The sequence below is a fragment of the Clostridium sp. AM58-1XD genome, assembly GCF_003464085.1.
Lineage (GTDB): Bacteria > Bacillota > Clostridia > Lachnospirales > Lachnospiraceae > Lachnoclostridium_A.
In genome coordinates, this window is the sequence record NZ_QSDR01000015.1 from 87367 (window position 1) to 103098 (window position 15732).

Annotated in this window: 17 protein-coding genes and 1 riboswitch; all 17 genes read right to left on the reverse strand. The window is 46.8% G+C overall.

From position 1 onward, the window contains the following. Positions 1 to 14: 14 nt before the first annotated feature. On the reverse strand, positions 15 to 1163 hold the full coding sequence (locus DXA13_RS10920; RefSeq protein WP_118244351.1) for a LacI family DNA-binding transcriptional regulator: 1149 nt from the start codon (positions 1161 to 1163) through the stop codon (positions 15 to 17). A gap of 125 nt (positions 1164 to 1288) precedes the next feature. After that, on the reverse strand, positions 1289 to 1741 hold the full coding sequence (gene def / locus DXA13_RS10925) for a peptide deformylase (RefSeq protein WP_118244353.1): 453 nt from the start codon (positions 1739 to 1741) through the stop codon (positions 1289 to 1291). Beyond that, on the reverse strand, positions 1722 to 1976 hold the full coding sequence (locus tag DXA13_RS10930) for a helix-turn-helix transcriptional regulator (protein ID WP_118244355.1): 255 nt from the start codon (positions 1974 to 1976) through the stop codon (positions 1722 to 1724). Before DXA13_RS10930 ends, def begins: the two co-directional genes overlap by 20 nt. Positions 1977 to 2213: 237 nt before the next feature. Further along, complete coding sequence (locus DXA13_RS10935) at positions 2214 to 3458, reverse strand: hypothetical protein (protein WP_118244357.1); 1245 nt, start codon at positions 3456 to 3458, stop codon at positions 2214 to 2216. 123 nt (positions 3459 to 3581) lie between these two features. After that, positions 3582 to 4088: a signal peptidase I gene (locus tag DXA13_RS10940; RefSeq protein WP_118244360.1), complete on the reverse strand. Its 507-nt coding sequence runs from the start codon at positions 4086 to 4088 to the stop codon at positions 3582 to 3584. 13 nt (positions 4089 to 4101) lie between these two features. Continuing rightward, on the reverse strand, positions 4102 to 5742 hold the full coding sequence (locus DXA13_RS21005; protein ID WP_181995625.1) for a hypothetical protein: 1641 nt from the start codon (positions 5740 to 5742) through the stop codon (positions 4102 to 4104). Positions 5743 to 6002: 260 nt separating this feature from the next. Continuing rightward, positions 6003 to 6569: a hypothetical protein gene (locus DXA13_RS10950; protein ID WP_118244362.1), complete on the reverse strand. Its 567-nt coding sequence runs from the start codon at positions 6567 to 6569 to the stop codon at positions 6003 to 6005. A gap of 66 nt (positions 6570 to 6635) precedes the next feature. Continuing rightward, positions 6636 to 6848 carry a hypothetical protein gene (locus tag DXA13_RS21750; protein ID WP_243009077.1) on the reverse strand — a complete coding sequence of 71 codons (213 nt, stop codon included), beginning with the start codon at positions 6846 to 6848 and terminating at the stop codon, positions 6636 to 6638. Between the two features lie 11 nt (positions 6849 to 6859). Then, positions 6860 to 7237: a signal peptidase I gene (locus tag DXA13_RS21755; protein ID WP_243009078.1), complete on the reverse strand. Its 378-nt coding sequence runs from the start codon at positions 7235 to 7237 to the stop codon at positions 6860 to 6862. Positions 7238 to 7503: 266 nt separating this feature from the next. Then, positions 7504 to 7588: riboswitch (cyclic di-GMP riboswitch) on the reverse strand. Positions 7589 to 7957: 369 nt separating this feature from the next. Continuing rightward, positions 7958 to 8755 (reverse strand): response regulator, encoded by a 798-nt coding sequence (locus DXA13_RS10960; protein WP_118244364.1) that lies wholly within the window; start codon positions 8753 to 8755, stop codon positions 7958 to 7960. Between the two features lie 68 nt (positions 8756 to 8823). After that, positions 8824 to 9927: a histidine kinase gene (locus DXA13_RS10965; protein ID WP_181995626.1), complete on the reverse strand. Its 1104-nt coding sequence runs from the start codon at positions 9925 to 9927 to the stop codon at positions 8824 to 8826. Next, positions 9812 to 10627, reverse strand: a complete 816-nt coding sequence (locus tag DXA13_RS21010) for a hypothetical protein (protein ID WP_181995627.1) — start codon at positions 10625 to 10627, stop codon at positions 9812 to 9814. Before DXA13_RS21010 ends, DXA13_RS10965 begins: the two co-directional genes overlap by 116 nt. 421 nt (positions 10628 to 11048) lie before the next feature. After that, a complete protein-coding gene (locus tag DXA13_RS10975; protein WP_243009079.1) occupies positions 11049 to 11837 on the reverse strand; it encodes an acetamidase/formamidase family protein in 789 nt (262 codons plus the stop codon). A gap of 171 nt (positions 11838 to 12008) precedes the next feature. Beyond that, complete coding sequence (locus tag DXA13_RS10980; protein WP_181995628.1) at positions 12009 to 13073, reverse strand: sugar ABC transporter substrate-binding protein; 1065 nt, start codon at positions 13071 to 13073, stop codon at positions 12009 to 12011. Positions 13074 to 13133: 60 nt separating this feature from the next. Beyond that, complete coding sequence (locus tag DXA13_RS21275; protein ID WP_207662165.1) at positions 13134 to 13442, reverse strand: hypothetical protein; 309 nt, start codon at positions 13440 to 13442, stop codon at positions 13134 to 13136. Further along, a complete protein-coding gene (locus DXA13_RS10985) occupies positions 13442 to 14149 on the reverse strand; it encodes an ABC transporter permease (protein ID WP_207662166.1) in 708 nt (235 codons plus the stop codon). The genes DXA13_RS21275 and DXA13_RS10985 overlap by 1 nt, the downstream gene beginning before the upstream one ends. 62 nt (positions 14150 to 14211) lie before the next feature. Next, on the reverse strand, positions 14212 to 15714 hold the full coding sequence (locus tag DXA13_RS10990) for a sugar ABC transporter ATP-binding protein (RefSeq protein WP_118244372.1): 1503 nt from the start codon (positions 15712 to 15714) through the stop codon (positions 14212 to 14214). Positions 15715 to 15732: the final 18 nt, after the last annotated feature.

Consider the following 15732-nt stretch of genomic DNA (forward strand, 5'->3'; position numbering starts at 1 on the left):
AATGTCTTTGCTTTTTATGTTTCTGATATTTCTTTTATTTCCTTTGTAGACCCTCTGATTATAATCTGATGAGGAAAAACAATCTTCTTTTTCTCCGGCTCCTGTTCATTCATCAGAGCCAGAAGCAGCTTCATCGCCTCTTTCCCCATCTCATATTTCGGCTGATCAATCGTCGTCAGGGACGGCTCCATAATACTGCCCATATAGATATTGTCAAATCCCATCACGCTGATATCTTCCGGAATCCGGATCCCCCTTCTTTTCCAATAGCTGATACATTCGACTGCCAGCAGATCTCCCGGTATCACCAGAACAGCCGTATATCGGTCAATATCCTTCCTGACTTCTTCTGCCAGCCTGTCTGCCGCCTCATCGATAAAATCAAAGGAATCTGTACGGTAAATCATATCTTCTGTAACCTTCAGTCCCAGATCTTTCATCGCCTGTCTGTAGCCGCGCTCCCGGTCGTTGATAATGTTGAGACTCCACCTGGAAGCAATCAGGGCAATTTTCCTGTGGCCCTGGCTGTACAGCATCTGCACACAACTGTAGGCTGCCTGATAGTTGTCGATCGTAACACACGGCCATGTACCTTCAAAATCACACCGGTCGATCTTTACTACTTGAATTCCCGATTTCTTCAATTTCTTTAAAATGGTGTCTTCCTTTTCTCCCGCCTCATAAATTCCGCAGATGATAACCCCGGCTACTCTCATAGACGACAGCGTCTGCGCCGCAAACGTCTCGGCTGCCAACTGATTATCGCTGTTAAACAGAATGACATTATATCCATTGGCCTTTCCCTCATCCATGACCCCTTTTGTCATCTCTGAATAGAAGTGGTTCGTAATATTGGGTATAATCAGTCCCACAATGGATGAGTCCTTTCCCTTCAGCAGCTGCGCATTGATATCCGGCTGATAATTCAGCCTTTCCGCTATTTCCTGAATCTTCCGGACAGTCTCCACAGAAACCCTGGTTCCTGATTTTCCACTCAGTACAAGGGACACGGTTGCAACCGACACTTCTGCTTCTGAAGCGATATCTTTCATGGTCACATGTCTTTTCATGAATTCCCCCTTTAGTTCCGGTGTCCTCATCACTCCAGACATCGTAATCTGCCGTTCTTTCTCTGCGGCTTCTTTCTGAATCACTCCTTCCACAAGTGTGCCCTCGGGATATTTCTTACGAATGATTCGGCAAGCCGGTTAAGTTAATCGTTTGACTTAACCTGAGTATATCATTTTTGCCGGTTTTTGTCAATACAAAGCTCTTTCTTTTATACAATTTACCCTATTTCCTCTACTGCCTTATCCAGAAAAACTTCCCCGTCTAAATGTTCCAGCTCATGGCAAAAGCATTTTGCCATCTCGTCTTCTCCTGTAATCAGAACTTCTTCCCCGTATTCATTCAGCGCCTGTATGGTCACTTTCTGCGGACGTATAATCTTAACAAACCGGTCTGGAAAACTGAGACAGCCTTCTATGCATTCCTGTACACCGCTGCAGCCGACGATCTGTGGATTTACTAATTTCAAATAATAACCGCAGTAATCAATTACGACCAGCCGCTTCAATATCCCCACCTGATTGGCAGCCAGTGCAGCTCCGTTTTCTGTATGGTGCAGCGTTTCCATCATATCGTCGAGAAGCTGTCTGACCTTATCATCCACTGATTTTATCTCTTTGCACTTCTTGCGCAAAATAGGATCATCGTCATATCTAATATTTCTGATTGCCATTCTTATCCCCCCTGCTGCTGTCAGCCCTGGATCGTCTCTCACTCTCTTCAAATAAAAAAACTTCTTCAATCGGGCAGCCGAACACATGTGAAATATCATATGCCAGCCAGATCGAAGGTTCGAACTTCTCCGTTTCGATCGCATTGATCGCCTGTCTCGAAGCTCCTACCATTTCACCCAACTGTTCCTGCGTCAGCCCGCTTTTTTCCCGCAGCTCTCTAATCCTGTTTTTCATTGTAGCACAGTCTCCTATATGTAATGTTAACCTTACTTTCAATATCAGTATAATCTTCCTTTCATGTAATGTCAACCTTACATTATCCGAAAGCCGCCGCTTAAAATCCGCCAAGCCGGGTTTTTACGCCGTCTTTCCTATGTAACAACAAAGGACAGCGCCCCATCATCAATTCCTGCCGTTTGATGACTGTGACGCTGTTCCCTATTTCAACTCCATACCCCGTTTTATATCCCCCTACTGCTTGTCGGAACTCTCCTCGCCCGTTTCAGAAGAAGAGCTGCTGCCCGAATTCTCCTCTTTATCCGCCGAAGAGCTGCTCTTGCTGTCTTCACTTTCGGAGGAAGAATGACTTCCTGATCCCTCGGTCTTCTCTGAAGAGGAGCTGCCAGATTCACCAGCGTTTCCGCCGCCTGACGATGTGCCGTTCTCTTTATTGTTTGAACCTTCCATGGCAGAACTGCTGCTTCCTGATCCCGTCTCTGTACCAGCTTCGCTGCCGGAAGAGCCTGTATGATCCTTCGAACCGCTACTCGTATGACCGGTATTATCTGCTCCTGTGCTGTTTTCGGATGAGTTTCCCGAACCGGAAATTTCCTCCTGACCGCCTTCAGCACCGCCGGACGTATCCGCTGTGCCTCCGGAGCCGGAAACCGGTTCCCCTGTCCCCGTATCCGTATTCGTTCCACCTCCTGATCCTTCCGGATTCTGTATGCCCGAACCGCCGGATAGAATCTGATCAATGGCATCTCCCGCGCCGGAGCTGCCTGTTTTATCTTCTGTTTCTGTTACGGTTCCTGTCACCTTTCCGTCTGTTCCGTCCTGTGCGGCTCCATTTAAATCAACGGAAGAACCTGCACCATTTTCCGTCGTTCCGTTTTCTGACGTTCCTGTTTCTGATGTTCCGCCCTGGCTGCTTAATCCACCGTTTCCTTTATCCAATATACTCTGATCCGCCACGCCACTACTTTCCACTACAACTTCTGACGGCGTCGCCTCAGACGGAGTTGCTACCGGCGGCTCATAATTTTCAATTACTTCATATACCGCTATAAATTCCGTATCTCTATAAAGTTGGATTTCTGTTGGATCCACAATCGTCTTTCCATCCAGGCTCCACCCCATAAACACTTTATATCCTGCTTCTTCTCTCAGGGAATAGGTGCCGATCCCATCCTCCAAAGGAACCTCATCCATATATTCATATGGTGTACATTCCGGCGTCTCCATAACGCTCTGTCCTTCATACACGCTGGCGGTCCCTACCAGACTGCCGTCATCATCCAGAAACATAGCCTTCACTTCTGCTGCCACCTGGACGCTGATCGTTCCGTGGATCACCGTGGAATATCTGGAAAATGTCACGCTCGTCAGTCCCATACTGGCGACTCCCAGATAGAACAACCAAAGAGTGAGGGGCGTCCCGCTTTTTTTCTTTTGTTTCTGATCTTCTTCCTGCTTTTTCCTGAAAAAAACCGGCATCCTCCTTCCCCCTTCTTGCTTTCAATGTTGTGATATGAAAGACGCTGCCTTATTCTCCTTTGCAGCACCCTCATATTATCTATGGATCAGTCCGCGTTTTACAAATATCGATCGTGTCGTATATTATATGTTCTGTGACACTGCCCTCTTTCTCCGCCAATTAGGCATTTCTACAAGTAGAATCAGAATAACGATCATTACAAATATTCCCAGAGACGATTTTAAGAACAGGACAACATTTCCGAGATATGGGATCACAAGTCTGACCTTGCCGTAAATCCCATCCTCTCTGACCGCCTTTCCGTCAGGAGCATTGTTGGCATCCCCTTTTGTCAGATAGCCGTTTTCCTGCTCCTCTACGATTCTATGGGTGATAAATGCTCCCTGGTCTGCATAAGTAACGATATCGCCTGCCGTGTATCCATGTTGCTTATGGATAATAAGGCTGTCTCCAGGAGAAAATTCCGGCTCCATACTTCCCGACAAAACGGTAATCATGGAATACCCAAACAGGGAAGGCAGTTCTTCTTTGTAAACAATGCGTTTTACGAGTAAAATACCGTTCATTGCAATTATGGCCACCAGGCATACCATCAGAAATCCCTGAAGCCATCGTCCGATCCGTCTCATGTCTTATCTCTCCTTACGATATCACTTGCTCAATCTCTATAGTCACAATCACCTGATACTCCAGATTGGCGGCTGAACCAATTTTCGTATCCAGGGCGTCATTTCCCCCCTCATAAAGCCACTGCCATTCCAGCAGATACTCCTTCTGCTCCCCGGAATCCAATGTTACGGATTTGGCCGACAGCTGGTCTGACGTCAGCCACTCATTCTGGCCGCCGCATAAAAACTTATTGTCTGATTTTAACCGGTATCTAAGCGGGATCAGAAGCTGGCCTGCCGGAGCAGATATTTTCATTCTGTATGCCACTTTATAGGTATTTCCGTTGCTCACCAGAAATTCATAACTTCCTTTTGATCCGGGCAGCAGTTTTCTGTCCGCTCCTACCCCCGTTCTGTCAGCAAACAGGCTGATTGCCGTATTCTGCGTCCACACAGGTCCTCCCTTTTCCTCTACATCTACATTCAGGGGCTCTGCCGGCTCCGTTGGTTTTGTAGGCTCAGTTGGCGGCTCGGTTGGCTCTGTGGGTGTTGGATCCGTCGGCTCCGGTTCCGTTGGTTCTGTAGGGCTGGTCGGTTTCGTCGGCTCGGTTGGCGATGGGTCTGTGGGATCTGGTTTTGTAGGTTTTGTGGGTTCCGTCGGAGGCGGATTCGTCGGCTCCGGCTGGGTTGGCTCCGTTTGTGTCGGTTTCGTCGGGTCCGGTCTTGTAGGACTGGTTGGCCTGTTACCGGAAGAAGAGCCTGAACCAGAACTGTTGTTATCCCCCTGTATTCCCTGATTCGTTCCCTCTGTTGCCTTTTCGTTATTTTGCGTCTGTTCTTCTGTTCCCTGTACTTCGGAAGGCTGCGCCTCTGACTCCGGAGCTGCCGTATCATTAACAGCTAACTGGCCGCTTTCCAACTGGCCGGTCATGCCGCCTGGCGTCTCTTGCTGCAGATCCTCCTCTTTTCTTTCTTCTCCCTGAATGTTCCCTTCATCCAGCAATCCTTCTCCCGATTCCGGAACATCGTCCCTTTCATTTTCTCCTGCCCCCTGGTCGTCACCCGTCTTTCTTCCGGAAGCGTCCGTATTGCTTATATTCCCACCGCTTCTCGTATAGACCTCAGGTTCAACGGTCATTCCCTTATCATCGTCCACAATTATGTGAATCTGTACTTCTATGACATTTTCAGAAATATTCAGCTGGTATGCAGCCGAGCTTCCCCCTGTCACCTGGCCTGATTTTACTCCGGCCGTTCTGTCAATATTAATTTCGATCTCGCCCTCAATCTGACCTGCGTCGTCCAGCATAGCCAGATTGTGTTTTCCAATTTCAACGTCTTTAAAATGAAAAACCCCTTCCGAATCTGTTGTGGTTCGCTTGGGGTCACTGTGTAACTCGATCAGCCGGTTGGCACACGGCGTCCCATCCGTATAAAAAATTCTGCCCCCGAAATCGATCCTGTTCGGATCCACCGTTTCACTCTCCGGCGACAACACGATGGTATCCAGCATCTGACCCAGCCGGTGATCCGTGGCCCTTCCAATATGAGTTCCTGCGAGAAATGACGAAATCGATACAAACAGAAGAAGAATCGGAAGGAAAATCCACAAATTTCGATTGCTGCGGCCGTTCTTGCGGCCGTCTTTATATGATTGATTACCAGCCTTCGGCATGTGTATACTTCCCTTCTGTTGCATTCATACGGTAATTTGTTGCTCGATGGCTTATGTTCAGCCTCCGGCAGAGGGGGGTGCGAAATATACGGCCAGCATTGTAAATGATACCGGATTCCGTTCCAGGCAGTGGCCAAGTCACTCCATCCGGTATCATTTACAATGCTTTGTTCTATTTTATCGCAACCGCTTCTGCCCGGGGCTGAACCGCGGGATGCGGTTCGGCCCGGAAATTATTATCTCATAATAAATAGCTTTGATTATGGAGTTATGTCAGCAGCTTTCCCCTGAGTTGCAACCATTGATATTGTGTAATCTGCAGTTTTTCCTGCCATGGCAACCTCTGCATCGCTATCAGCACCAGCAGGAAGTTCCCAGAATAAGGAAACATCCTTATTCATATCAGTACCCGTTGCACTATATTCTACATCAGCTGTCAAACCATCTGCAGGAATTTCTGTAGTGCGCGCAGCGTCAGAATAGAACTTCATTCCATCTAAAGTTCCGCCATCAGCTTTTGTCACTTTAATCGTGTATGTGTATCCAACTTCTGCATCCTGTCCATAAATTTTAATATCAATCTGGCCTTTATCACCTGGTAAAATTCTGTCAGCCTTATCAGCAGATCCCTGCAAATTCATTGTCACATCCTTTAAACTTGTTCCGTCCTTATCATTGAATGCAACCTTCCACTCAGCAACCGTTGCCTTTGCTGTCCCTGTTGTACTCGTTACATACTTTGCGAACGTTCCGCCTACCAAACTGGCCGTTACAAGTGTTAAAACTACTGCTGCTGCTCCTACTTTTGCGAAAATACTCTTCTTCATTACTTTTCCCTCTTTCCTTTTAATTTTATATAATTTTTAAATTACATTCGATTAACGTTGCGACTGTCAGCCTTTTTCTGCTTTCAGGCGTTCCAGCTCGATTTCCAGTTCTCTCGTTCTGGAAACATCCCTGCGGTCCTGCAGTCTTCTCCGGATCACATCCCAGAGGATAAACAGTACCAGCGGGCATACTACAAACAGAATCATTCCGGTAGTCGTCTGCATGAACATCGCCAGATTACCGGCTCCTGCAAGCCTCTTACAGTAAATTCCTTCCACATCCTCCGGCCTTACCGAAGTCTGATCCGGGCTGTCGTTGGCATCGCCTGAGTAATGTAACGCGTCTCGCCGTTTTCCGTCGTCACGTCGATAATTCTATGTGTGATAACCGCTGTGCCGCTCTTGTAAGCGATCACATCTCCAGTCTTCAGGTTTGCCGAATCTGCTTCCTTCACAAATACCATATCGCCCGTCATGATGCTCGGTTCCATGGAGCCGGACAGTACGATAAACGGCTTGTATCCCATGAAATCCGGTACTGCTGTCGGATTCGTATAGGATTTAACAATCAATGTGACGTTAATCAGCAGAAGCGGAATGAAAATCACACAGAGTACAATACCGACGGCCCCCATGATCTTCTGCATCCAAGTATCCTTTTTCCCCATATCTTATTCATCTCCTTTCCTCTATCATATGATGAATCTGCAGGCTTGTCACAGCGACCGGAAAACGCTGTTTACCAGCCGCAGACTGTACTTCATCCGTCTTGTCTGCGCGCCTCGCAGAAGTTATGCAGTCTTATTCTATAAGATTAAGACCACAAAAAGGCAACCCTGAATCCAATCAGAGTTGCCTGAACTTTGCATAAACGCACCTTGAGCGTGCACTACACGAACCGAATAAAAATGTCCTCATCCCAGAACATTCCTATGGGGGCAACTGGCTGTCATATCATCTCTGATTTAGACCCTTTAGCTTTGCGTCGCTGATTTTCATCAGTTTTGCCAAATATGTAATTTACGTTTACAGTATAGCTTACCAAGTGCAACTGAAGTGCAACCTTTCATGCTAAATTATCCGTTTTTTCAAAATAAATACCAGGGAATTTCTTCCATTTTCTTCCCGATTAGTTATTTAAAAATATAATGATGTCAGGGACAAATGGCAGCGGCACCACATTTGAGTTCTGTCACCCAAAGCTTACAGCTCTGCCGAATTATAGGAAGCTGTATAGGCAGCTGTTTCAGAAATTTTATCCTCTCACTGCCTGACGGAGCAGGAAACGAACTTCCCGACAAGAAAAAAGTCCTCAGATAACGGTATCTATGCTCCTTCCGTAATCTGAGGATTTTCTTCTGTTCGTATTGCAAATCACCTGATATCATTTAATATTCAGAAGCCATATTCTGCAGCCTGGCATTCGTTTCCTCCGCCCAGCTGTATTCAAACATATACTCGTCTTCATAGCGGTACTGAGAATTCTTTCGATCCTTCATATATTCAAAATAATCGCACAGTACCTCTTTGTCCCTGATGTAGCATACCCCTCTGTGGTTACAGAATACGTCGGGTACACCGTGTTCTTCCATGACTGTATGAATTCCAATCACCGCTTTCCTGTAAAGCGCCTTCACGCGGCTGTCGTAATCCTTTTCCGGCCAAAGCTTATCCACGGCTTCCTCCATCGATACCTCGCCGCCCATATGATCCACACAGAGCGCCAGCAGTTCCTTACTCTTTGCATTGGAAAAGTTCACCAGCTGGTCGTCAATAAATACGTTAAAACGCCCGAAGGTTCTGAAAAATATCCGCTTCTTCTGCCCTTTCGAAAGGAGCCTGGCCCTCGTGAGGGCATCCATGATGTCCTCACGGCTGTACGGCTTGAATACGTAATAATCCCCTTTCATCTTCAGCGCATCCAGGACATAATCGCTGTAGCCGCTGACAAAGATAATAACCATGTTTTTATTAATCTCCCTCAGCTTTTTTGCCAGCTCAATCCCATTCATCTGCGGCATTTCAATATCCAGAAGTGCAAAATCCACCGGATTCCCAGAGGCATATTCCAGCGCTTCCAGTGGATTTGTAAACCTTCCAACCAGCTCAATTTCCTCTACCTGCGAACATTCCAGCTCAAATTGACGCATGGAAAGTTCTTCGTCGTCAACTACAATCGTTTTCATACTACATTCCCCATTTCTAATACGTTCTGAATCATACGCAATATCATTTCTTTTACAATCACATGCGGCTATTCGGCTGCCTTTTTCTTCGGCAGGATAACAACTGCTCTCGTGCCTTTTTCCGGAATACTGGAAATCTCCAGTCGGGCGTCCGCTATTTTTTCCAACCGGAACTGGATATTTTTAAGACCTGCCGAATTTCTGGGCGCTTCCGCGCTTGTATCAAAACCAGCGCCGTTATCCAGCACCTCGATCACATAACAGGTATCTTCTTCAAAGCTGTGGACTTTTACCGTACCTATTCCGCTCTTTCCTCTGATTCCATGTTTAATTGCGTTTTCCACAAGCGGCTGCACCGTCAGCGGCGGAACGAGAAAATCATCGGCCTCAATATGATATACCAGAGACAGTTTGTCTCCAAAACGCAGCTTTTCGATACCGCAGTAGTTTTTTATATGCTCCAGTTCTCTGGAAAACGGGATCATTCCATCCTGGCCGATGGAATCGATATTTGCCCTCAGATACTTTGAAAAATCATATACCAGGTCATACGCTTTATCCGGATCAATTTTAATCAGTGTTCTCACCGAGCTCAATGTATTATAGATAAAATGGGGCTGGATCTGGCTGATCATCAGCCTCAGCCTGGAATTCTGCAGTTCCTGTCCTACGCGTATCGCCTCTTCCCGCCTGTTTCTGGAATCCATGATCAGAGCAGCAGCCAGGCAGCTAATGTATACAAACAGGCCAAAACGCAGAAAGCTTCCGCTCATCATGTATTCCAGCCTGTAGTATAGATACACTTCGACTGCAATCGCACACGTGAGCAGGATCATTCCCACGCACTCAAGTTTAAAATCAAGGCTGACCGGCTTCTCTTTATAAAAGCGATGTATAATGATCGCGCTCAGTGTAATCACCATTATAAAAAAGCAGATGTGTGTTATCCACACAGATTCCGCAAAGTCTACTTTATCCGTAAGCTGAAGCGTGACTGAAATGAAGAAATTCGCAGAGAACAGATAACAGAGGCTTCTCAGATACGGACTGTATCTTTTAGGGAACCGGTGCAGAAGATAGACCAGGTATGCAACCGGGCTGAGCATAGCCATAATATAGCGTGTCAAAGACGACGAAAATCCACTGTTCCAGATGATATCCGGAAATTCCACCTCGCTCATCATCCATATGGAGGAAAGCACGATAAATATCCCAAGGCACCTTACCGTACAGATATTCGTAAGCATTTTTCTCAGAAAAACAGAACTGATGATAATTGCCAGGCCTATGGTAAAAAAACACCCCGCAGATCATAAACTGAGGGATATATTTATGCAGCAGATAAGAAGACAGCTGCAGGGAATCGCCAATCCATATTGGTGACAGCATTCCCGACGCGCTCCGGTAAGGCGAGCTGATCTTCAGCGTCACCTCCTGTCCCGTATATTCGATCGGAATCCGCACCAGATTCCAGTGGCTCGGAGCAGCCTTTCCGAAAGGTCTTGTACCGGATGAATCATATCGGTACAAAAGAGTACTTCCGGAACTGACTTCCACTGTCGAAAACATCGTATGGAAACAGATGGAATAGGGGATGTCTTCTGATTTCGGCAGCGTATTTTTCAGTTCAATCACTTCTGACGGAGCGGCATCCACTTTAAAAGGCATGGATATGATTCCCCTGTCTTCTCCGCTCAGAATCAGAGTCCAGCCGGAAGAAAAGTTCACAGGCGGGGAGCCGTTTACCAGCTTCTCCGCCTGTGCATCGAACTGTCTGTTTCCGGCCCATAAAATAATTGACAATGCTGCTATCATTGCTGTCAGAAACAATATATATGCTGTTCTGTTATCCTTGTTCTCTTCATCGAACATTTCCTAATCCTGCCTATATAGTATTTTGTATCGTATCATAATATTTTGTCTAGTAAATATTTCGTCTGTTCCGCTAATCGCAGCCCAGGGCGCGAGTTCATCTGCCCATTTGCCAGAAAATCTCAGGTTCCCTCTGCCTGGTCTGGCCCGGATTCATGAGCCTGCTGACTCTTGCTCTCGTCTTTTCTTTCGGAACGGTTCATGCCCTGCCCCCTTCGTACACATAAACACCTGTTAATTTCACTATACCAAACAGCCTTATAAATTTCAAGGGACTTCTGTAAAAGGATGCCGGCATTGAACCGTTCCGCAGATTAAAAAACGATCTCTTCTACCACCCGTTTTTCAATTCCGAATCTCATTGTCACGAGAGGGTCTACGATCTGGCATACCTGGATGTCCGCAAACTGAGACAGCAGAATCATGATTTCATAATCAGAATATCGTTTTGTCCTCTTACGAAGAATTCCATCATACCCTGAACCGCTTTATGGCCGGCCTCTTCCATGGTGCTGCAGGATGCCACCGTATACCACATATCCTCCGTCTCGATCACCGGCCACATCTCTTCCCGGCCTTTTACAACCTCCAGCTTCAGCTGAATCTCTCCGGACACTTCCAGGCCGCAGACGATTTCCCCGTCTCCCTGGTAAGCATGAATGTCGCCGGCCACTACGAGGCCACCTTCTACCTGGACAGGTACATAAAATACGCTCCCTTTCGTCAGCACTTTACAATCCATATTGCCTCCGAACCTGCCGGGAAACATGGTGCTGATCTTCTCTGTCGGAGCCAGGCCAAGGCAGCCCGGGAAGGGACGCAGTTTGACCTTATTGCCGAATATATCCGCTTCATCGCCTTCTATTGGTATTTTTATAACCTGTTCCTCGCAGACATAAGGCGCGAACCCCTTTAAAACAAGGTTGTCATTCACTACCATTGTAGCATGGGAGGACCCTACCCGTACATCTTCAATTGTAATTTTCATCGTATCCCCGGGCAGAGCTTCTTTCACATATACCGGACCGTTCAGGGGATTCAGGGCAAAGCCTGCCATATCTCTTCCCACGCTGCTCGTCTCATCAGGCAAACGGTCATTGTATGTATCCATACACTGAAATACCACGCTTTCTCCCGAATTTACCTGCATTGCCACCTGATTGTAAGGGCTGTAATAATGTACCTGATATTTTTTATCTACTGTTTTCATTTGATCCCTTCTCCTATTCCAAGAAAAACACATTACGCCCGATGCCAGACGGAGCGGCTCAACCGCTGCTTTAGAACAAATCTGGTATCGGGCGTATCTGTCATTTTAATTTTTCCACGCCTGCGGCAGCTACCCGTTTATCGCTCTTATTCAGCCGGGTAATACAGCCGGTCAGCTATAATACTTATCCAGATATTCCTGGACATTGTCTTTATTTACTTCTTCAAAATCACTGTATACGTCCTCATGGGTATCCGCCTCGGATTCCACCATGTCAACCAGCACATTGTACGTATTTGTTGCCTGTTTTACGTAGTTGTAGAACATGGAAACGTCCAGGCTTCCCTCTTTGATGTATTCCATCGCGTCCTTTGTACCGTCTACACCGCAGACATGAATCTTGCCCAGCATGTCACGTGCCTTGATCGCTTCTACAGCTCCAAGAGCCATATTGTCATTCAGTGCGAGAACTACATTAATCTTGTCTCCGTATGCCTGAAGCCAGTCTTCCATCAGAGCCATGCCTTCCTCACGTTCCCAGTTTGCTGTTTTAGAAGCCAGGATGGTTACGTCCGGACGTTTCTCTGCAAACACTTCTTTAATTCCCTGAATACGGTCCAGACTGTTGGCTCCGCCTGCCTGCCCTTCCATAATCACTACGTTTCCGTTTTCAGGGAGCACGGTACATGCCCACTCTGCCATCTGCCTTCCGCAGTTTACGTTTGATCCGCCTACATAGACGAAATCTTCTTCCGGAGCTGCAATGGGATTAACGAAATCAATCAGCGGAATTCCTGCTGCCTGGCACGCTTCCACGCACGGTACGCAGCCGTTCGTATCACTGGATGACATGACAATGTAATCACACCCCTGGGAAATAAAACTTTCGATCTGTGACAGCTGGATGCTGGAATCCATTTCCGCTCCCACGAACGACGCTTCCCAGTCCGGCTGATTCTCCGCAATCAGCTGCTCCAGATAATCCGCAACCATTTTTGTAAACGTATCCGTGTCCGCACAGTTGGAAACGCCGATTTTCACCTTTTTCTTTTCGGATGCTTCCTGCTTCTCCTCTTTTTCCTCTCCTTTTTTCTCCTCTGCCGTCTCTTCCTTCTTTTCTTTTGCAGCCTCTGCCTTTGTCTCTGCAGGTGCCTGCGTCTCTTTTGGCTTAGAGCTGCACGCCCCCATGGAAAGGATTAATGATGCCGCCAGCAGTGTCCCCAATACTTTTTTCATATAGTTTTTCCTCCTTGTTTTCGTGTTTTTCATCATTTTCCTGATGCCCCTGTTTTTCCCCTATGATTTTTGAATTAATTCTTTTGTCTTATAATCCACGATCACCGCCCCTACGATAATGAGTCCTCTGATAACCATCTGCCAATAGGTACTGATTCCTTTTAAATTCAGGATATTGTTCAGAATAGCAATAATACAGCAGCCGATAAATGTTCCGCTCAGCTTTCCGCTCCCTCCCATCAGACTGGTTCCGCCGACAACACATGCCGATATGGCGTCAAATTCATAGTTCTGAGCGCCCTGAGGCTGCCCGGAATTCATTCTTGACATCAGGATTACTCCTGAAATGGCTGCCAGTATGCCAATCATCAGATAGGAACGGAAAATAACGGCTTTTGTTTTATTCCGGAAGCTTTCGCTGCCTGGATATTGCCCCCTGTTGCATATGTATAGCGCCCGAATCTGGTTTTATTAAGCAGTGTGGAGCAGAATATAAACACCAGAACCATGATCCATATCGGCAGCGGTATGTCGCCGATTAACGGTATATTCAGGTGAAACAGGGTATTGATCGATCCCTGGCCCAACACCTTAAATCCGTCTCCCATGCCTGAAACCGGCTGCCCGTTTGTTACAAGATAAACGGTTCCCCTTGCGATTGTCTGCATGGCAAACGTCATAATAAATGCCGGAATTGCCGTCCGTACGATAATAAAACCGCTGATACATCCGCAGCCTGCCCCTACAAGAATTCCAGCTCCTATTCCCATAACTGCGGATCCCGTTTTTGCCCAGACGATTGCCGTACAGCAGCCTGCCAGCGCCATGACGGAACCGACAGACAAGTCGATCATTCCCAATATCAATACAAATGTCATGCCGCATGCGCTGATTGCCGTAATAGACATAAGACGCAGAACATTCATAAGATTATCTTTTGTACAGAAAGCTTCACTGGCCAGACATGAGATCCCGAACATAACGATAAAAATCACAAACATACCGTACGATGTGTAAAGATTTGCCAGCTTCCGCTTATTGTCTATGCTTAGTATTGACGAAGTACCCTTCTCCATTTCATCACTTCCTCCGCTTTTGAGTCGCTTATTTTACCAAATGCCCCCGTAATTCCACCGTCTCAGAGAAGATAATTTGCGATTGCACAGTGCATGATCTTTTCCTGAGTCGCTTCTTCTCTCGTAAACTCTCCCGTAAGCTTCCCCTGGCTCATCACGTAAATCCTGTCGCATATGCCCAGCAGCTCCGGTATTTCAGAAGAAATGACAATGACCGCCAGCCCTTCTTTCGCCATCTCGCCGATCATTTTATAGATCTCATATTTTGCGCCTACATCGATCCCTCGCGTCGGCTCGTCCAGTATCATCACCTTCAGATCGTGAAGAAGCCATTTTGCCAGGACCACCTTCTGCTGATTGCCGCCGCTGAGATTGGAAACGTTCTGCTCCGCCGAGGCCATTTTCACCTTCATCTTATCTGTCATCGACTTTACGAGAGACAATTCCCGTTTTCTGTTCAGGAGGCCTCTTTCTATAATCTGATCCATATTCGGCAGCATGACATTCTCCCGTATGCTTCTGCATAAAACGAGCCCTTCCATTTTTCTGTCTTCACTGGCCAGAGCAACTCCTCTGTTAATCGCATCGCCCGGATGGCGGATGTTTATCTCTTCCCCATCGAGATAAACGGTTCCGGAATCCCGTAAATCCAGACCGAATATGGTCCTCATAATTTCCGTTCTGCCTGCTCCGACCAATCCGGAAAATCCCAGAATTTCCCCTCTCCTGGCATAAAACGATATATCCTCAAAGGCTCCTTTCTTTGAAAGGTTTTTTGTCTCCAGCATGATATCCCCAATTGCTGAGTCCATTTTCGGGTAGACATTTGTCAGTTCACGCCCTACCATCTCTGTGATAATCCGCTCCATGGTATAACTGCATTTTGGTCCTGTGCTGATTTTCTCCCCATCCCGCATAACCGTTATTTCATCAGCAATCTGAAATACCTCATCCAGTTTATGGGTAATATAAATAATCCCGATTCCTTTTTCCTTCAGTCTGCCGATTTCCCGGAAAAGAATCTCAATTTCACTGTCTGAAAGGGAAGAAGTCGGTTCATCCATGATTACAAGCGCCGCATCTCTGGAAACAGCTTTTACCATTTCCACCATCTGCATGTCGGCTACCGTCAGCGCCGCCATCTTGCTCTTCGCCCGAAACCGGCCCCCCATGTCCTGAATCAGAATCTCCGTATCCTCTTCCATTTTTTTATAATCCACCATACCAAATTTCGTCAGAGGCTCCCGTCCCAGAAATATATTTTCCGCAACGGTGAGCTCCAGCACAGGGCTCAGTTCCTGCTGTATCATGGAGACGCCCATTTTCAGCCCTTCTGCCGGGGTCAGGTTTCTGATCTCCCGTCCTTTAAAATGGTATTCTCCCTTTTCCAGGCTATAGATTCCGCATATAATCTTCATTAATGTGGATTTTCCCGCCCCGTTTTCTCCCAGCAGGGCGTGAACCATTCCTGCTTTTACAGACAAATCAACATGATTTAATGCTGTCACACCTAAAAATTCTTTATGGATATTGTGGAGTTCGACAATAGTTTCCGTATCTGCCATATCGCCTCATCGCCTCCA